The following is a 16,770-nucleotide window of genomic DNA, read 5'->3' as shown; positions in this document are numbered from 1 at the left end:
ACCGGCACGGACGGAAGTCTGCAGAGTTGGACGGTATTGGCGGTGGCCCAGCCCGCGCGATTATGGCTGTCCCTTTCCCACCTCACCTCGATCGAGAAGTAGAAGCCGGTCTTGTTCGCGTCGGAAAAGAGAGGAGCGTGTCGAGGTGAACAAGACTCTCCGTCGCAACAGATGGCTATGTTGGTACGGGCGTCGGTTGGAACGCAGCGAGCGTCTCTGTCATCGTCGGCGACCCACACGGCGAGGACCTCGCTGTGCAGGGTCTTCGCGGTGCAGTGCATCCCGATCGCGCCCTTCATCGTGCCGTGACGACGGCGGTGGCCGGGTAGAGGTCGACGCGTTCGGTGGTGTGCGTCAGTGCTGAGTTAACGAGTTTGCCGGATCACAACAGTTTCAGATATTCGTCCTTGGTGTCGGTCACTGCATTCAAATGTGTGTAACGGCGCCGCAGCAACGTGGAGCGGTTGAGAGCACTCCTAGCGACAGCGCTAGCCGCGCACCGGCTCGCGCGGCCCACGCGAGTTCGATCCGTTCGAGGATCTACTGGGCACAGTGGGTCGGTGTCGGGAATAGTACCTGCTCAATACATCAATCCGCTCGGCGAAAGTCCGTCGACTGTACTCGACGGACGGGCATGAGAGCCGACTGACGTGACGGCGAGAGTGCGGTCGTACCGACTGTGAATCCGCCGCGACAAGCCTTCACAGTCCGGGCACGAAGCAATTGTGCCAGCAGAGACGCTTGGTTTCGGATCCCGCCGGCTGTTTCGTCGATGGAGTCGATCGCGACTCGGGTCAGGTGGGAAGCAGGACAAGCCGGTCACAGTAGTTCTGAGCGCACCAGCAAGATCATCTCGGGCGCGTTCGACGTCGCCGCGGAGCGACACGCGGACCGTCACCGTCACGGAAAGTCAGTCAGAACCAGTCCGTTCGGTCCGACCAGCTCGACGCCCTCGGCTTTGGCCTGGGCCAACAGTTGTTGGGCCAGCTTCTGGTGGTCAATCTTCGACTGATCCATGTGATCAAGTGTTTCGGTCATCGTCTTGCCTTCTCGCCAAGAGAACTCGGCGTGTCGGCCAGATCCAGTTCAACCGTTATCCCGACAGTCCCGGTCGAATGTCCTGATGACCGGGTGTTCGGGCCATCGTTCGGTCCAGCTGTCGGTGTTCATCACAGTGCAGCTCGCAGTGGGGCGTGGCTGGTGGCCGGGATCTCGGGGATGGTGCGCCAGGCCACCGAGCCGGAGTCGCTGCGGATCTCCATGCGCCGTGTGCGCCGTTGGAATCCTTTGCCGGCGGCCGCGACGTCGAGTTGTATCCCGGTGACGGATAGAGCCCCGTGGGGTGGTGGGCTTTGAGGTCGAATCCTCGGTGCCTACTCGCCACGGTTGATCGCGGCGATGGTCCCAGTATCGCCGCTGGGATCCAGCAACGCCATCGACCCCTCGGAGAGGTAGCGGCGCTCGCCGGACTGCCACTCATCGTGCATGTCGGCCAGGACCGCACCGACGAGTCGGATCACGGCCGCCTCGTTCGGGAAGATGCCCACGACACGGGCTCTGCGCTTGATCTCCTTGTTTACCCGCTCCAACGGATTGGTCGACCAGATCTTCGACCAATGTGCCCGCGGAAACGTGCTGAACGCCAAGACCTCCGCCTTCGCCTGGTCCATCAAGGGACCGATCTTGGGGAACCGGCCGGCCAACTGATCGCGGACCTCGTCCCACGTGGAGGCCGCGGTGGCGGGATCGGGCTGGGCGAAGATCGTGCGAAACACGGCGGCGACCATGTCGGAGTGCGACTTGGGGACGTGCGCCAACAGGTTTCGCGCGAAATGCACTCGACACCGCTGGTGCCCCGAGCCCTGGAACGAGCGCCGCAAGGCCGCGACCAGGCCGGCATGCTGATCGCTGATGACCAGTCGGACACCGGACAGGCCGCGTTTCTTCAGCGAAGCGAGGAAGCCGCGCCAGAACACCTCGTCCTCACTGTCCCCGACATCGAGGCCGAGGACCTCACGCGCACCCTCGGCGGTGATCCCCGTGGCGACCACGACCGCCATCGATGTCACCTGCGAAGAGGAGTTGCGTACGTGCAGGTAGGTCGCGTCGAGGTAGACGTAAGGAAACGCGGTGTGGTCGAGCGAGCGGGTGCGAAATGCGCCGACGACCTCGTCGAGGCCAGCGCAGATCCGCGACACCTCGGACTTGGAAATTCCCGAATCGATTCCCAGAGCCGCTACGAGGTCGTCCACGCTGCGGGTGGAAACTCCGTGTACGTAGGCCTCCATCACCACCGCGTACAGTGCCTGGTCGATCCGTCGGCGGGGTTCGAGGATCGAGGGGTAGAACGAGCCCTTGCGCAGTTTCGGGATCCGCAATTGGACGTCGCCGGCTTGGGTGGCCACCAGCCGGGACCGGGCTCCGTTGCGTTCGGTCGTGCGGGCCTCGGTGCGTTCATAGCGGCCGGCGCCGATCTGTTCGGTCGCTTCGGTTTCGATCAGTTCTTGCATAACCATCCGGACCGATTCACGGATCAGATTCACTCCATCTCCGGTACGGAATGCGTCGAGTAGCTCGGACAGGGCAGACTGGGACAGGGCCATCGGTGGACCTCTTTCTTCGATGCGTGCTTGGCCGTACACACCGAAGATCCCGCCGATGGCCCTCTCTACGTCGGAGCCGCGCCGCTCAGCCCCAAACCCCACCACTCCACGGGACGCCTACCGGTGACGCGGCCGTGCCCTTCGCCGAGACCCTTCGGAGAGTCCCGTGTTGTGAACGAGGTGGCCGAGGCCGGCCGCGCAGAAGCCGTGTTGTTCGAACCCGGACGCCGCTGGTGAAGGATGGCCATCCGGGTGATCTCAGCGCTCGGAGCGGTCCCGACCTGTCGGGTCTCACGAGGTGCTCGCGCGGTCACCGTTGCGTCGGCTGATGCCCCTGTTGTGGTTGCCGTTTTCACCAGAAATGGGTCTTTCTGTTCAATTTGTAGGGGTCGGTGTTTGGCATGCCCCTGGTACGGGTCGGGGTGTTCGTTCCTCGGTCAGCGGGGGTAGCTTTCCTCGCGGAATGCGCGTGGCGATATCCCGTAGGTTTCCTTGAACAGTTTGGAGAAGTGCGAGGAGTTGACAAGTCCGAAGCGGGCGCAGATGGTACCGATATTCTCGGATCGCAGCGCCGGATCGGCCAGGTCGCGACGACATTTTTCGAGGCGTCGGTAGCGGATCCATCCGGCGACCGTGGCGCCGTCTTCTTCGAAAGTCTTCTGGAGGTGTCGGGTGGAGACGTGGTGGTGGGTTGCCACCATGGTGGTGCCCAGCGCGATGTCGCCGAGGTGGGTTTCAATGAACCCTTTCGCCTGTGTGAGCAGGGTCGCCTCGGTCACCGCGGTGGTGGGGGTAGATGTTTCTGTATGAAGGGCGGATTCGAGCAGATTGATGACACCGTCTTCGAGGTCTCGAGACGAGGTGACGGATTGGGTCATCGCAGTCCCGTGGAGGTTTCGCAGAAAGGGGGAAACAAGTGTCCCCACACCGGTGGAGCCACGGATCCGGCGTGCTGCCATGGTCTGCAACTCGGTGGTTCCGAAACGGAACAAATTTCGGGGAAACATCAGCACCAACATGTTGAAGTCGCCGGTGAAGTGCAGGTCGTAGGGCGTACTCGTGTCGTAGATCGCGAAATCTCCTGGAGTGAGGATAGTTTCGCGATCGTGTTGGGTGAGTATCCCGGTGCCTGCACGTTGGAGTCCGACTTTGATCATGCCAGGGTCGGACCGTTTGATCGTCCGCGGTGTGCGTTGGACGTGGACTTGTCGTCCGGCCACCTCGCTGAACTGAAGTTTGCCCAGCGAGGTGGTGTGCAGAGAACCGCGAAATGGTGGGGTGTCGGCGGCGGCGATGCTTCTGACTTCGAGTGGGACGAAGGCTTCCGAGACGGCGTGTTGCCATGGTTCGAACGGCGTATGTTTACACGCCGCCTCGGCGTTGTCGGCCAGAAGCACGGGGATCATCTCACAGAGCAGTTCGGTTGTCGATCAGGCGTCGGGCTTTGCCGATGGAGCGTTCGAGGTCGCCGGGGTCGGTGACGTCGACCTTCACGCTGACGCCGATGCGGTTTTTGATCAGTTTTTGCAGTTCTGTTGCGGCGCCGGTGTGATCGTCCGTGGCGGCGTCAGGGCGTGCTTCGACCCGCACGGTCAGCTCGTCCATGCGGCCCGGGCGGTCGAGGATGCACTGGAACTGGGGGGCCAGCGCCGGCACGGCGAGGATCAGTTCCTCGATCTGGGTGGGGAAGAGGTTCACCCCGCGCAGGATGATCATGTCGTCGGTGCGCCCGGTGACCTTCTGCATCCGCCGCACCGACCGCGCCGTCCCCGGCAGCAGCCGGGTGAGGTCGCGGGTGCGGTACCGGATGATCGGCATCGCTTCCTTGGTCAGCGACGTGAAGACGAGCTCGCCCTCCTCACCGTCGGGCAGCACCTCCCCGGTGACCGGGTCGATGATCTCCGGGTAGAAGTGGTCCTCCCAGATGTGCAGGCCGTCCTTCGTCTCGACGCATTCCATCGCGACACCCGGGCCCATCACCTCGGACAGGCCGTAGATGTCGACGGCGTCCATGTTCAGCTGCTTCTCGAGTTCGGTGCGCATCTCCTCGGTCCACGGCTCCGCCCCGAACACACCGGTCCGCAGCGACGTCTTCGACGGGTCGATGCCCTTCTTGATCATCGCGTCGACGATCGTGAGCATGTACGACGGCGTCACCATGATCGCGTCGGGTTCGAAGTCCTCGATCAGCTGGATCTGGCGGTCCGTCATGCCACCGGACATCGGGATCACCGTGCAGCCCAGCCGCTCGGCACCGTAGTGCGCGCCGAGACCACCGGTGAACAGGCCGTACCCGTACGCGACGTGCACCTTGTCCGTCGGCTTCACCCCACCCGCCCGCAGGCTCCGCGCGACCAGGTCGGCCCAGTTGTTCAGGTCGCCGGTGGTGTACCCGACGACCGTCGGTCGCCCGGTGGTCCCGGACGACGCGTGGATGCGCGAGACCTTCTCCTGCGGCACCGCGAACATCCCGAACGGGTAGTTCGCCCGCAGGTCAGCCTTCGCCGTGAACGGGAACTTCGCCAGATCCGACAGGTCCTTCAGGTCGCTCGGGTGCACACCGGCGTCGTCGAACGCCTTCCGATAATGCGGAACGTTGGTGTACGCGTGGAGAAGTGACCACTGCAGGCGTTCGAGTTGCAGCGATGAGATCCGGTCGCGCGTGGCGAACTCGATGTCCTGCGAGGGGGTGGCGATACTGGTCATTCTAGTCTCCGGGGTGTGCGGGCTGGGTATGGTCAGGCGTCGAAATCGACGGTCACGTCGTCGCTGACCGGGAAGGTCTGGCACGTGAGCACGAAGCCGGAGTCGACCTCGTAGTCCTCGAGCGCGTAGTTGCGGCGCATGTCCACGTCACCGCACGTGATCTTGGCGCGGCACGTTCCGCAGACGCCGCCCTTGCAGGCGAACGGAAGGTCCGAGCGGTACTTCTCGGCGGCATCGAGGATCGACTCGTCCCGCGGCAACGTCGCGGTGGTCGAGCGACCGTCCAGGACGAGGGTCACCTCGCTGCTCGGCCCGGTGACACCGGGTTCGCGGTGGGTTTCCATCGGCGGGGGACGTCGTCGACGAAGAACAGTTCGTGGTGCACGCGGCTCTTGTCGATCTGCAGCTCACCGAGAACCGTCTCGGCGTCGGTGACCATCCCGAACGGGCCGCAGAGCCAGAAGTGGTCGATGTCGGCGAGCGGCACGATGGACGTGAAGAGGGCACGCAACCGGTCGGCGTCGAGTCGCCCGGTGAACAGCTCGACCTCGCGGGGTTCGCGGGACAGCACGTGCACCACGTCGAAACGCGACCCGTACGTGTCCTTGAGGTCGGCGATCTCCTCGGCGAACATCACCGAGCGGGTGCGCCGGTTGCCGTACAGGAGAACGACTTCGGCCTCGGGATTCGCGAGCATCGATGCAGCGATCGACAGCATCGGCGTGATGCCCGAGCCGGCGGCGATCAGCACGTGGCGACCGCCGGCCGCCGGGTCGGCGACGAACGTTCCGCTCGGGCCCTGCACCTCGATCCGGTCGCCGGGGCGGACGTCGCGCACGAGCCACGTCGAGAACAGACCGTCGGACACCTCGCGCACACCGACCCGCGGCGCGGAACCGGCAGGCGCGCAGATCGAGTACGAGCGCCGGTGTTCGACGCCGTCGATCGTCCGCCGCAGCGTGAGCGACTGTCCGGGACCGAACGCGAACTCGTCGGCGAGCTCGGCCGGAACGTCGAACGTGACCGCGACCGCGTCGTCGCACAGGGATTCGACGTCGGCGACGGTCAGGGTGTGGAATGCCCTGTTGCGCAACGCCGCACCGGGTTTCGGGGAGATCGCTGTGGTCATGGTCAGATTTCCTTCACGTGATCGAAGGGTTCGAGGCAGTCGAGGCACCGGTAGAGCGCCTTGCACAGCGTCGCCCCGAATTCCGAGTCGAGCCGGGTGTTCGCCGAGTGACACTTGGGGCATGCCACGGCTCGCGGCTTGACGATGAGCGTCAACGGCACCGGACCCGAGGTGCGTCGCGGCGCGGGACCGGGTGTCGAGTAGCCGTTCTCGCGGAGCTTGCGCCTGCCGTTCTCGCTGATCCAGTCCGTGCTCCACGGCGGCGACAGGACGGTCCGGACCTCGACGCTGCCGAACCCCGCGTCCTGCAGGGTGTGCTCGATGTCGTCCCGCATGGTGGCCATGGCGGGGCAACCGGAATAGGTGGGGGTGATGGTCACGACCACCGAGCCGTCGGCGAGTTCCTCGACGTCGCGCAGGACACCGAGATCGGCGAGCGTGAGCATCGGCATCTCGGGGTCGAGGACCGATTCGGCGAGGCGGCGGGCGTCGCTGCGCACTGCCGTGGTCATGTCACCACACCCCTTCGGGATGTGCGCGGGCCACGCTCTGCATCTCGGCGAGCAGCAGTCCGAGCGTCTCGGTGTGCAGCCCCTGCCGGCCTGCCCGGCCGCCGACGGTGCCGACGGTCCGGCCGGTCGGTGCGGTGAGCTCGGCGGCATGCAGCACCTGCTCGAGCACGGAATCGAACTCCTCGCGCACGTCCCGCGGGTCGACCCCCACACCCACCTGTGCGAGCGCGAGCTCCTCGGTGGTCGGGGCGAACAGTTCCTCGACGTACGGCCACACCCGGGCGAGGGCGTCGACCATCCGCGACTTCGACTCCTCCGTGCCGCAGCCGAGCGTCACAACCCAGCGGGCCGCGTAGTCGCGGTGGTAGGTGAGTTCCTTGACGCCCTTCACCGCGACCGCCGCGAGGACCGGGTCCCGGGACGTGCGGAGACGATCGAACAGCGCGAGACGCCACGTCGAGAACACCAGCAGTCGCGTGATCGACTGAGCGAAGTCGCCGTTGTCGAGTTCGGCCAGCCGGGTGTTGCGGAACCGATTCTCGTCCCGGAAGAACGCGAGCGCGTCCTCGGCGGGAATCGGGCTCGTCTCCGAGATATACGGCACCACCGACGCGTCCGCCGCGGCCGCACGGGCGAGCAGCAGTCGCGCCTGACCGAGCAGGTCGAGCCCGACGTTCGCGAGCGCCACCTCCTCCTCGAGTTCCGGTGCGCGCGTGCTCCACTCGGCGAGACGCTGCGAGCTGATCAGTGCATCGTCACCGAGCATCAGGCAGTACCCGGCCAGCGCGGAGAGGTCGACGTCACCCGGAACCGTGGTGTCGACACCCGCGAGGGGGTCGTCGAAGCTGGTGCCGAACGCCCACTGCCCGTGGCTGTCTTCGTCGACGAGGCCTTCGTAAGCATTGTCGTGGTCGATCATCGATTCATCCTTGGGGTCAGTGAGCATGTGTCGACTGGTGCGGTGGACGCTGGATCCGCCGAGAGCCGTGATTGCCGGGACAAGATGTCGGGCGTCACATGTGGGGAACGTTGTCGGGGATCTCGTAGAACGTGGGGTGCCGGTACACCTTGTCGCCGCTGGGCGCGAAGTAGGGATCCTTCTCCGACGGGCTGGAGGCCACGATCGAACTGGACCGCACCACCCAGATGCTCACGCCCTCGTTGCGGCGGGTGTAGACGTCCCGGGCGTGCCGGACGGCCATCTCGTCGTCGGCGGCGTGCAGGGATCCGACGTGAACGTGGTTGAGTCCGCGCTTGCCGCGCAAGAACACCTCGTACAGGGGCCAGTCCGCGCGCACTGCGTTGTCGTCCGTGCTCATCGTGCGTTCTCCTTGCTGCTCTCGCGGCGGGCGAAGGCCGTCGCGGCCTCCCGCACCCACGCCCCGTTCTCGTGTGCTGCCCGCCGGTTGGCGACGCGCTCGACGCTCGATGCGCCGTTGCCCTTGATCACCTGCATGAACTCGCTCCAGTCGGGCTCACCGAAGTCGTGAGCGCCGCGCTCGGCGTTCCACTTCAGGTCCGGATCCGGGAACGTCACGCCGAGCACCTCGGCCTGCGGGATGGACATGTCGACGAACCGCTGACGGAGTTCGTCGTTGGTGTGCCGCTTGATGCGCCACTTCATGGACTGCTCGGAGTTGGGCGATTGATCGTCCGGCGGTCCGAACATCATCAGCGCCGGCCACCACCAGCGGTTCACCGACTCCTGCACCATCTCGCGCTGGGCGTCGGTGCCGCGCATCATCGTCATCAGCAGTTCGAAGCCCTGCCGCTGGTGGAACGACTCCTCCTTGCACACTCGGATCATCGCCCGCGCGTACGGCCCGAAGGAGCTGCGGCACAACGGAACCTGGTTGCAGATCGCGGCGCCGTCGACGAGCCAGCCGATCACGCCGACGTCGGCGTAGGTCAGCGTCGGGTAGTTGAAGATCGAGGAGTACTTCTGCTTGCCTTCGATCAGCTTCTCGGTGAGGTCGGCGCGATCGGCTCCGAGCGTCTCGGCGGCCGAGTACAGGTACAGGCCGTGCCCGGCCTCGTCCTGAACCTTCGCCATGAGGATCGCCTTGCGGCGCAGCGACGGCGCGCGGGTGAGCCAGTTCCCTTCCGGCTGCATGCCGATGATCTCCGAATGCGCGTGCTGCGCGATCTGCCGGATCAGCGTCTTGCGGTAGCCGTCGGGCATCCAGTCCCGCGGCTCGACCCTCTGGTCAGCGGTGATGGTGTCATCGAACAGGTGCTCGAGCTCTTCTGGTGCGTGTGACGTCGTCATATGTCCTAGCCTCCGTAGCCGAGTGGTTGGCGGTTCGAGCTGGGCTTGCAGGTAGTGCCACCCGTGGGGGCGGTATGCCCCGGCCCGGGGGTGCTCCCGGGGTGGTGCACGTGCTGAGGCGGGGGTCAGCGTCCCTCGAAGGTGGGGGTCTGTTTGTTCAGGAAGGCGTCGACAGCGGCACGGTGGTCCCTCGATTTCCCGAGGCACTCCTGCGCCTCCCGTTCGCGTTCGAGAGTCTCGGCCAACCCAGGTGCGGATGCCGAGACCAGCGCCTTCACCAGCGCATAAGCACCGGTAGGCCCGTCAGCGAGTTGACGGGCCAGCGCGGTCGCGGCGTCCCGAAGTTCGGCGTCGGGCACCACGCGGTGCACCAGGCCCCAGTCCAGCGCCTGTGTTGCGGTGAATCGGTCACCGAGGAGCATGAGCCCGGTGGCCCGGCTGGGGCCCAGGGCCGCGACCAGGGTGTGGCTGAGGCCGGAGTCGCTCGCCAGCGCGATCCCGGTGAAGGCGGTGGCGAACTTTGCGCCCTCGCCGGCGACGCGAATATCACCTGCGAGGGCGATACCGAGTCCGGCACCGACGCACGCTCCATTGATGGCCACGACGACAGGAACCTGGATACGAGAGAGGACTGTCAACAGGGGGTTGTAGTGCTCACCGACGGTGTCCATCGCATGTGCCGGGTCAGCCTCGAGGCCGGCGACGTGCTCGGCCAGGTCCTGCCCCACACAGAAATTCTTGCCGTCGGCAACAAGGAGCACAGCCCGCACCGAGTCGTCGGCGGCCACTGCCTGCAGCGCAGTCAATAGTTGTATTTTGGTTGCCCTGTCGAGAGCGTTGGATGCTGCGGGTCGTTGGAGTGTGATGGTGGCCAGGCCTGCGTCGACGGCCGATGCCACCACCGGGACGTTGGTTGTTGCGGTGTCGGTGGTGCTCATGGGCGCCTCCTGTTGGTTGTGGTGTGGGTGGCCCGTCAGGACCAGGTGAAGAACCCCTGGCCGGTCTTGCGGCCGAGTTCGCCCTTGGCGACCTTCTCGCGCAGCAGCGCGGGCGGCGCGAACCGGTCGCCGAGCGTCTTCGCCAGGTGCTCGGCGATCGCGAGCCGGACGTCCAGTCCGACCAGATCGGTGGACCGCAGCGGTCCCATCGGGTGGCGATAGCCGAGTTCCATGGCCCGGTCGATGGACTCGGCGTCGGCGACGCCTTCCTCGAGCATCCGGATCGCCTCGAGCCCGAGGCACACGCCGAGACGGCTGGTCGCGAAGCCGGGAGAATCGTTGACCAGCACCTCGGTCTTGCCGAGCTGGGCGACCCACTCCCGGACCTTCTCGACGACGCCGGCATCGGTGGCCGGGGCGCGGACGATCTCGACGAGCGTCGACGCCGGAACCGGATTGAAGAAGTGCATGCCGATCAGCCGGGCCGGGTCGCCGAGGGCACTGCCGAGTTCGGCGATCGAGATCGAACTGGTGTTGCTGGCGATTACCGTCGTGGGCGACACCGTCTTCTCGACGAGCGAGAGCACGGATAGCTTGAGGTCGACCAGTTCGGGCACCGCCTCGACCACCAGATCCAGGGCCGGCGGGAGCGCATCGGGGGCGGCCACCGTGGAGACCCGTCCGAGGATCGTCGCGGGATCGACGTCGCCGAGCTTGCCGCGTTCGTGCGCGCGGTCGAGTCCGTCGGACACCCGCTTCAGGGCCGCCTGCCGGTCGCCGCTCTCGGCGATGGTGACGGTGGAGCCGAGGGTGGCGAAGACCTGCGCGATACCCGCGCCCATCCGGCCGCCGCCGACCACTCCGACGTTCTTCGGTGCTGTGCTCGTCATTTCTTCTTCTCCAGAAACGCAGTCATGCGGTCGTGTTTGTCGCGGCTCTCGAACAGCACCGCCTGCGCGATGTCGTCGGCGAACGGGTGCGAGCCCGGCGCGTCGACGATCATCTTCGTGAGCTTGAGCGCCAGCGGCGCCGAGCGCGTGATGCGGTCGATGACCTTGTGCGCTGCATCGATGTGCTCGCCGGGTGCGACGACACTCATCACGAGTCCGCTGCGCAGCGCGTCCTGCGCGTCGAGGTTCCGGCCGCCGAGCAGAACCTGCTTGGCGACGGACGTGCCGACCAATTCGGGCAACCGGTAACTGGCCCCGGCCGCGGCCATGATGCCCAGCCCCGGCTCCGGGTTCCCGAAGACCGCGGTCTCGGTGGCGATGCGGATGTCACAGGCGTAGGACAGTTCGGCGCCGCCGCCGAGCGCGTACCCGCTCACCGCGGCGACGGTGGGCATCGGCAGCTTCGCGATGCGGTCGAACAAGTTGCGGTTGATGCCGGCGAACGCCTCGTCGCGGCCGCGCTCACGCAGTTCGGCGATGTCTGCGCCGCCGGCGAAGTGATCGCCCTCGCCGGTCAGCAACATCGGCTTCGGCGTGGCCTCCAGCGACGCGCACACCTGGTGCAGTTCGCCGATCATCTCCGCGTTGATCGCGTTGCGCTGTGCGGGACGATGCAGCGTGACCACCATGCGGTCGTCGCGGTCCTCGATCTTCAGTGTGTTCACGGCGCCTCGATCAACATCGCGACGCCCTGGCCGACGCCCACGCACAGCGTGGCCAGTCCGCGGCGGGCGCCTTCGCGTTCCATCCGGCCGAGCAGCGTCAGCAGGATCCGCGCACCCGAGCAGCCCAGCGGGTGGCCGAGCGCGATGGCGCCGCCGTCCGCGTTGACGATCGACTCGTCGAGCTTCAACTGCCGGATCACCCCGAGCGACTGCGCCGCGAAGGCCTCGTTGAGTTCGGCGGCGCCGAGGTCGGAGATCGACCAGTTGGCGCGGGCGAGGGCCTTGCGGGTGGCCGGGACCGGGCCCAGACCCATGACGTTGGGGGCGATGCCCGCGCTGGCGCTGGTGACGATGCGGCCGCGGACGGTCAGGCCGTACTTCTCCACCGCCGCCTCGCTCGCGACGACCAGGGCCGCGGCGCCGTCCGAGAGGGACGACGACGAGCCGGCGGTCACGATGCCGCCGGTGCGGAACACCGGTTTCAGCGAACCCAGCTTCTCCAGCGTGGTTCCCCGCCTGGGGGTTTCGTCGGCGGTCAGTTCACCGTCGCGCACCGGCACGGGCACGATCTCGCGCTCGAACCGGCCGGCGTCGACCGCCGCGATCGCCCGCTCCTGGCTGCGGAGCGCGAAGGCGTCGCTCTCGGCGCGGGTGATGCCCTCGAGCGCGGCGACCTCCTCGGCCGTCTCGCCCATCGACAGCGTCACCTTGCGGACGTCCGGTCCTGCCCCGGCCGGAACGTCGCGGTCGGCGGCGGTGAACCGCGGGTTCGTGAAGCGCCAGCCGAGCGAGGTGTCGGCCACCTCTCCCGGGCGTGCCCACGGGGTGCCGGGCTTGGCCATCACCCAGGGTGCGCGGGTCATCGATTCGACGCCGCCGGCGATCACGATGTCGGCCTCGCCGCTGCGGATGGTGTGCGCGGCGGACGCGACGGCGGTCAGACCGCTCGCGCACAGGCGGTTCACCGTGTAGCCGGGAACGCTGTCGGGCAGGCCCGCGAGCAGCACGGCCATGCGGGCGACGTCCCGGTTGTCCTCGCCGGCCTGGTTGGCGGCACCGAGGATCACCTCGTCGACGGCGTCGCCCGGGATTCCGGCCCGGCGGGCGGCCTCGGCCACGACCAGACCGGCAAGGTCGTCGGGGCGCACTCCTGCGAGCGCTCCGCCGTATCGACCCTGCGGGGTACGGGCTCCGTCCACCAGAAACACTTCGGCCACGCTTACTCCTTCACGGTGGGTGTCGTACATCTATTAATAACCGAATCTTCGGTCGGTAGACAAGGAGAATTGCGAACAATTACTTGGACTGGAGCGAACAAATGGAGCGACCGACACATTTGCCGAACCGTGCTGCAGGATGAACCCATGACCGCATTGCCCGCGAGACGCCCTTCGGGACTGCCCGGCCGACCCGGATACGACCTCGATTCCCTCCTTTCCGTGGCGGTCGAAGTCTTCATCGAGAAGGGTTTCGACAGCGCCAGCATGGAGACGCTCGCAAGCAGGCTGGGCATTTCGAAATCCTCTATCTATCATCATGTTTCAGGTAAGACCGAACTGCTCCAACTCGCTTTGACTCGGGCCCTGAACGCCCTGTTTGCGGTGCTCGCAGAACCTGGGACGGGGACCGGGCGCGCGATGGACCGTCTCGAATACGTCGTGCATCGAAGTGTCCACGTCCTACTCGACGAGCTGCCGTATGTCACGTTGCTGCTTCGGGTTCGAGGAAACACCGCGGTAGAGCGCCGCGCCCTGACCCGGCGCCGTGAGTTCGATTCCTTCGTCACCAATCTGGCTGTTTCCGCAGCTGAGGAGGGCGATTTGGCGACCGGCGTCGATCCCGCCCTGCTAGGTCGCCTGATATTCGGCACGGTCAATTCGTTGATCGAGTGGTACCGCCCCCGCACCGGCGAGTCGGCCACCGAGTTAGCGGATGCGGTCGTGGCATTCACGTTCGAGGGCTTACGTCGCCGGCACGGCGGTTACCAAATTCAAGGCTCATAATTTCAGACTCTTGACAACGGGCGCTAATTGCGACAATTCTGATTACCGACCGAACGTACGGTGAAATGGAGTTGTCGTGAGCAAGTTACTGGAAAGCTACGCCGCCGGACGCTGGTACACCGCGCCGGACGAAGGAACCCCGCTGCTGAGCGCGGTCGACGGCTCCGAGGTGGCGCGCATCTCCGCGACCGGACTCGACCTCGGCGAGATGGTGACCTACGCCCGCGAGGTGGGCGGAGCGGCGCTCGCGAAACTGACCTTCCACGAGCGTGCCGCTGTCCTCAAGGCGCTCGCCCTCACCCTCATGGCGGGCAAGGAGGAGTTCTACGCCCTCTCCACCTCGACCGGCGCCACCAAGCGCGACTCCGGCGTCGACATCGACGGCGGCTTCGGCACCCTCCTCAGCTACGCCAGCAAGGCCAGGCGGGAACTCCCCAACGACACCGTCTACCTCGACGGCGCCTTCGAGCAGCTGGGCAAGAAGGGCACCTTCCTCGGCCAGCACGTCTACACCTCGCGCCGCGGCGTGGCCGTCCAGATCAACGCGTTCAACTTCCCGGTGTGGGGCTTCCTCGAGAAGCTCGCCCCCGCGTTCATCGCCGGCGCCCCGTCCATCGTCAAGCCTGCGAGCCAGTCGGCCTATCTCACCGAACTCGTGTTCCGTCGCATCATCGAGTCCGGGCTGCTGCCCGAGGGTTCGGTCCAGCTGCTGTCGGGCAGCGCCCGCGGGCTGCTCGACCACCTCGGTGGGCAGGACTCCGTGGCGTTCACCGGATCCGCCGACACCGCGGCCACCCTGCGGGCGCATCCGAACGTCGTCGGTGAGGGCGTCCACTTCAACGCCGAGGCCGATTCGCTCAACGCGTCGATCCTCGGCTCCGACGTCGAACCGGGCAGCGAGGAATTCGACCTCTACGTCAAGCAGCTCGTCACCGAGATGACGGTGAAGGCCGGCCAGAAGTGCACCGCCATCCGGCGCGCCTTCGTGCCGTCGGCGTTGATGGACGACGTCATCGCCGCTGCCGAGGCCCGGCTGTCGCGCGTCGTGGTCGGCGCCCCCGACACCGAAGGCGTCACGATGGGTGCGCTCGCCAGCCTCGAACAGCGCGACGAGGTCCTGAAATCGCTCCGCGGCCTGACCAAGACGGCGCAGATCGTGGTCGGCGACCCGGAGAACTTCGACGTCGTCGGCGCCGACAATGCGACGGGCGCATTCCTGCCGCCGATCCTGCTGCGCTCCGACGACAAGGACGCCACCGAACCCCACGACATCGAGGCCTTCGGCCCCGTCAGCACCGTCATCGGATACGACAGCACCGACGAGGTCATCGAACTCGCCGCCCGCGGCAAGGGCAGCCTCGTCGCCTCCCTCGTCACCCGCGATTCCGCACTCGCCCGCGACATCGTGCTGGGCCTCGCCCCGTTCCACGGCCGCGTCCTCGTCCTCAACCGCGACGACGCCAAGGAATCCACCGGCCACGGCTCACCCCTGCCCGTCCTCGTGCACGGCGGCCCCGGACGCGCAGGCGGCGGCGAGGAACTCGGCGGCATCCGCGGCATCCTGCACCACATGCAGCGCACCGCGGTCCAGGCCACCCCCGACATCCTCACCGCGGTCGGAAACAAGTGGGTCACCGGTTCGCAGCGCAACGACGACGGCATCCACCCGTTCCGGAAGAACCTCGCACAGTTGCGGATCGGCGACACCATCGTCGGCGGCCCCCGCCAGGTCACCCTCGCCGACATCGACCTCTTCGCCGAGTTCACCGGCGACACGTTCTACGCCCACACCGACCCCGAGGCCGCGGCCGCCAACCCACTGTTCGGCGGCATCGTCGCCCACGGATACCTCGTCGTCTCCCTCGCCGCCGGCCTGTTCGTCGAACCGAATCCCGGTCCCGTCCTCGCCAACTTCGGCGTCGACAACCTCCGGTTCCTCACCCCCGTCAAGGCCGACGACAGCCTCACCGTCACCCTCACCGCGAAGCTCATCACCCCACGCAGCAACGCCGACTACGGTGAAGTCCGTTGGGATGCAGTCGTCGTCAACCAGGACGGCGATCCCGTCGCAACGTACGACGTTCTCACCCTCGTCGCCAAGGGCGACCCCGAATAGACCGTCGCCTCTGGCGGCGCCGATGAGAAGGAAGAGATATGAGCTTGAAAGTTGTCGTTTGTTACGGCCATCCCGATGACTCGGACGCCTTCGATGCGTACTACCGCGACACCCACATGCCGCTGGCCCGCAAGATCCCCGGGCTCACCGAATTTACATGGGGCAAATGCAGTGCGCTCGAGGGAGATACGCCGCCGTATTACGGTGTCGCGAGTCTGTTCTTCCCGGATGCCGAAACGCTGCACAACGCCCTGACGTCGGAGGAGATGGGGGCGGCTGCCGCGGACGTGGCGAACTTCGCCACCGGCGGAGTGACGATGTATACCCAGGAAGAGCGTTCGGTCGTCACCGCATAAGACTTCGGCCGGATCCCCGCCCTTTCGAGAGGGGGTCCGGCCGAATTTCAACGCGCCAGTACGGGAAGAGGACGTATGCCAGTCGAGGTTGAGGCAGGTCAGTGCCGGGTGGCGCGGAAGATGTTCGAGTCCGATGTCGCGTCGAAGGCGCTCGGCATCGAGATCCTCGAACTCAGCCCCGGTCACGCGGTCGCGTCGATGGTCGTGGGTGAGACCATGGTCAACGGCCACGGCATCACTCACGGCGGGTTCGTGTTCACCCTCGCCGACACCGCATTCGCGATGGCGTGCAACGGGTACGACTCCCCCGCCGTCGCCGCCCGCGCCGACATCCGATTCCTGACCGCCACCCGCCTCGGCGACACCCTTGTCGCCGAGGCCGTGGAACGGGCCCGCTACGGGCGCAACGGCATCTACGACGTCACTGTCCGGCGCGGGGACGACGTCATCGCCGAGTTCCGCGGCGACAGTCGCGTGATCGGGCGGACGAAGGCGACACCGCCGGACCGGGCGTGAGATCGGC

General features: G+C 66.5%; 16 protein-coding genes and 1 pseudogene. 4 read left to right on the top strand and 13 right to left on the bottom strand.

Features of this window, described 5'->3' with window-relative positions; translation table 11 throughout:
- Window positions 1-900: 900 nt before the first annotated feature.
- From WKC72_RS40655 to WKC72_RS40595, 13 genes and pseudogenes are all read right to left on the bottom strand, one after another.
- Entirely contained in the window at window positions 901-1,038 is a 138-nt protein-coding gene (locus WKC72_RS40655) for a hypothetical protein (protein ID WP_370184886.1), read from the bottom strand.
- Window positions 1,039-1,373: 335 nt separating this feature from the next.
- Window positions 1,374-2,603 (bottom strand): IS256 family transposase, encoded by a 1,230-nt coding sequence (locus WKC72_RS40650; protein ID WP_016880606.1) that lies wholly within the window; start codon window positions 2,601-2,603, stop codon window positions 1,374-1,376.
- 437 nt (window positions 2,604-3,040) lie between these two features.
- Window positions 3,041-3,994, bottom strand: a complete 954-nt coding sequence (locus WKC72_RS40645) for a helix-turn-helix domain-containing protein (RefSeq protein WP_370185545.1) — start codon at window positions 3,992-3,994, stop codon at window positions 3,041-3,043.
- Between the two features lie 16 nt (window positions 3,995-4,010).
- Window positions 4,011-5,309, bottom strand: coding sequence for a phenylacetate--CoA ligase PaaK (gene paaK, locus WKC72_RS40640; RefSeq protein WP_370184885.1), 1,299 nt, complete (start codon window positions 5,307-5,309; stop codon window positions 4,011-4,013).
- 32 nt (window positions 5,310-5,341) lie between these two features.
- Window positions 5,342-6,438 (bottom strand): annotated as a pseudogene (paaE, locus tag WKC72_RS40635) (1,2-phenylacetyl-CoA epoxidase subunit PaaE).
- Between the two features lie 2 nt (window positions 6,439-6,440).
- Entirely contained in the window at window positions 6,441-6,950 is a 510-nt protein-coding gene (gene paaD / locus WKC72_RS40630) for a 1,2-phenylacetyl-CoA epoxidase subunit PaaD (RefSeq protein WP_370182314.1), read from the bottom strand.
- Window position 6,951: 1 nt separating this feature from the next.
- Window positions 6,952-7,869 carry a 1,2-phenylacetyl-CoA epoxidase subunit PaaC gene (gene paaC, locus WKC72_RS40625; RefSeq protein WP_370184883.1) on the bottom strand — a complete coding sequence of 306 codons (918 nt, stop codon included), beginning with the start codon at window positions 7,867-7,869 and terminating at the stop codon, window positions 6,952-6,954.
- Window positions 7,870-7,963: 94 nt separating this feature from the next.
- Window positions 7,964-8,269 (bottom strand): 1,2-phenylacetyl-CoA epoxidase subunit PaaB, encoded by a 306-nt coding sequence (gene paaB, locus WKC72_RS40620; RefSeq protein ID WP_009475635.1) that lies wholly within the window; start codon window positions 8,267-8,269, stop codon window positions 7,964-7,966.
- Window positions 8,266-9,219: a 1,2-phenylacetyl-CoA epoxidase subunit PaaA gene (gene paaA / locus WKC72_RS40615; protein WP_370184882.1), complete on the bottom strand. Its 954-nt coding sequence runs from the start codon at window positions 9,217-9,219 to the stop codon at window positions 8,266-8,268. The genes paaB and paaA overlap by 4 nt, the downstream gene beginning before the upstream one ends.
- A 125-nt stretch (window positions 9,220-9,344) precedes the next feature.
- The gene (locus WKC72_RS40610; RefSeq protein ID WP_370184880.1) at window positions 9,345-10,157 is read right to left on the bottom strand and encodes an enoyl-CoA hydratase/isomerase family protein; all 813 of its coding nucleotides are present in this window, start codon (window positions 10,155-10,157) and stop codon (window positions 9,345-9,347) included.
- Window positions 10,158-10,192: 35 nt separating this feature from the next.
- Window positions 10,193-11,047, bottom strand: coding sequence for a 3-hydroxyacyl-CoA dehydrogenase family protein (locus WKC72_RS40605; protein ID WP_370184878.1), 855 nt, complete (start codon window positions 11,045-11,047; stop codon window positions 10,193-10,195).
- Window positions 11,044-11,772 carry an enoyl-CoA hydratase/isomerase family protein gene (locus tag WKC72_RS40600; protein WP_009475638.1) on the bottom strand — a complete coding sequence of 243 codons (729 nt, stop codon included), beginning with the start codon at window positions 11,770-11,772 and terminating at the stop codon, window positions 11,044-11,046. Before WKC72_RS40600 ends, WKC72_RS40605 begins: the two co-directional genes overlap by 4 nt.
- Window positions 11,769-12,989: an acetyl-CoA C-acyltransferase gene (locus WKC72_RS40595; protein WP_370184876.1), complete on the bottom strand. Its 1,221-nt coding sequence runs from the start codon at window positions 12,987-12,989 to the stop codon at window positions 11,769-11,771. Before WKC72_RS40595 ends, WKC72_RS40600 begins: the two co-directional genes overlap by 4 nt.
- A gap of 147 nt (window positions 12,990-13,136) precedes the next feature.
- On the opposite strand from WKC72_RS40595, the gene WKC72_RS40590 reads away from it, so the two are divergent.
- The 4 genes from WKC72_RS40590 (at window position 13,137) to paaI (ending at window position 16,763) form a co-directional block, all read left to right on the top strand.
- On the top strand, window positions 13,137-13,775 hold the full coding sequence (locus WKC72_RS40590) for a TetR/AcrR family transcriptional regulator (protein ID WP_370184874.1): 639 nt from the start codon (window positions 13,137-13,139) through the stop codon (window positions 13,773-13,775).
- A 76-nt stretch (window positions 13,776-13,851) separates the two neighbouring features.
- Window positions 13,852-15,891, top strand: coding sequence for a phenylacetic acid degradation bifunctional protein PaaZ (gene paaZ / locus WKC72_RS40585; RefSeq protein ID WP_370184872.1), 2,040 nt, complete (start codon window positions 13,852-13,854; stop codon window positions 15,889-15,891).
- 38 nt (window positions 15,892-15,929) lie between these two features.
- On the top strand, window positions 15,930-16,247 hold the full coding sequence (locus WKC72_RS40580) for an EthD family reductase (protein WP_370184870.1): 318 nt from the start codon (window positions 15,930-15,932) through the stop codon (window positions 16,245-16,247).
- 75 nt (window positions 16,248-16,322) lie between these two features.
- Window positions 16,323-16,763 carry a hydroxyphenylacetyl-CoA thioesterase PaaI gene (gene paaI, locus WKC72_RS40575; protein ID WP_370184868.1) on the top strand — a complete coding sequence of 147 codons (441 nt, stop codon included), beginning with the start codon at window positions 16,323-16,325 and terminating at the stop codon, window positions 16,761-16,763.
- Window positions 16,764-16,770: the final 7 nt, after the last annotated feature.

This window comes from Rhodococcus wratislaviensis, assembly GCF_041228765.1.
GTDB classification, from domain to species: Bacteria; Actinomycetota; Actinomycetes; order Mycobacteriales; family Mycobacteriaceae; genus Rhodococcus_F; species Rhodococcus_F wratislaviensis.
The sequence above is the reverse complement of the archived record's forward strand: the minus strand, read 5'-3'. Positions and strand labels throughout refer to the sequence as shown.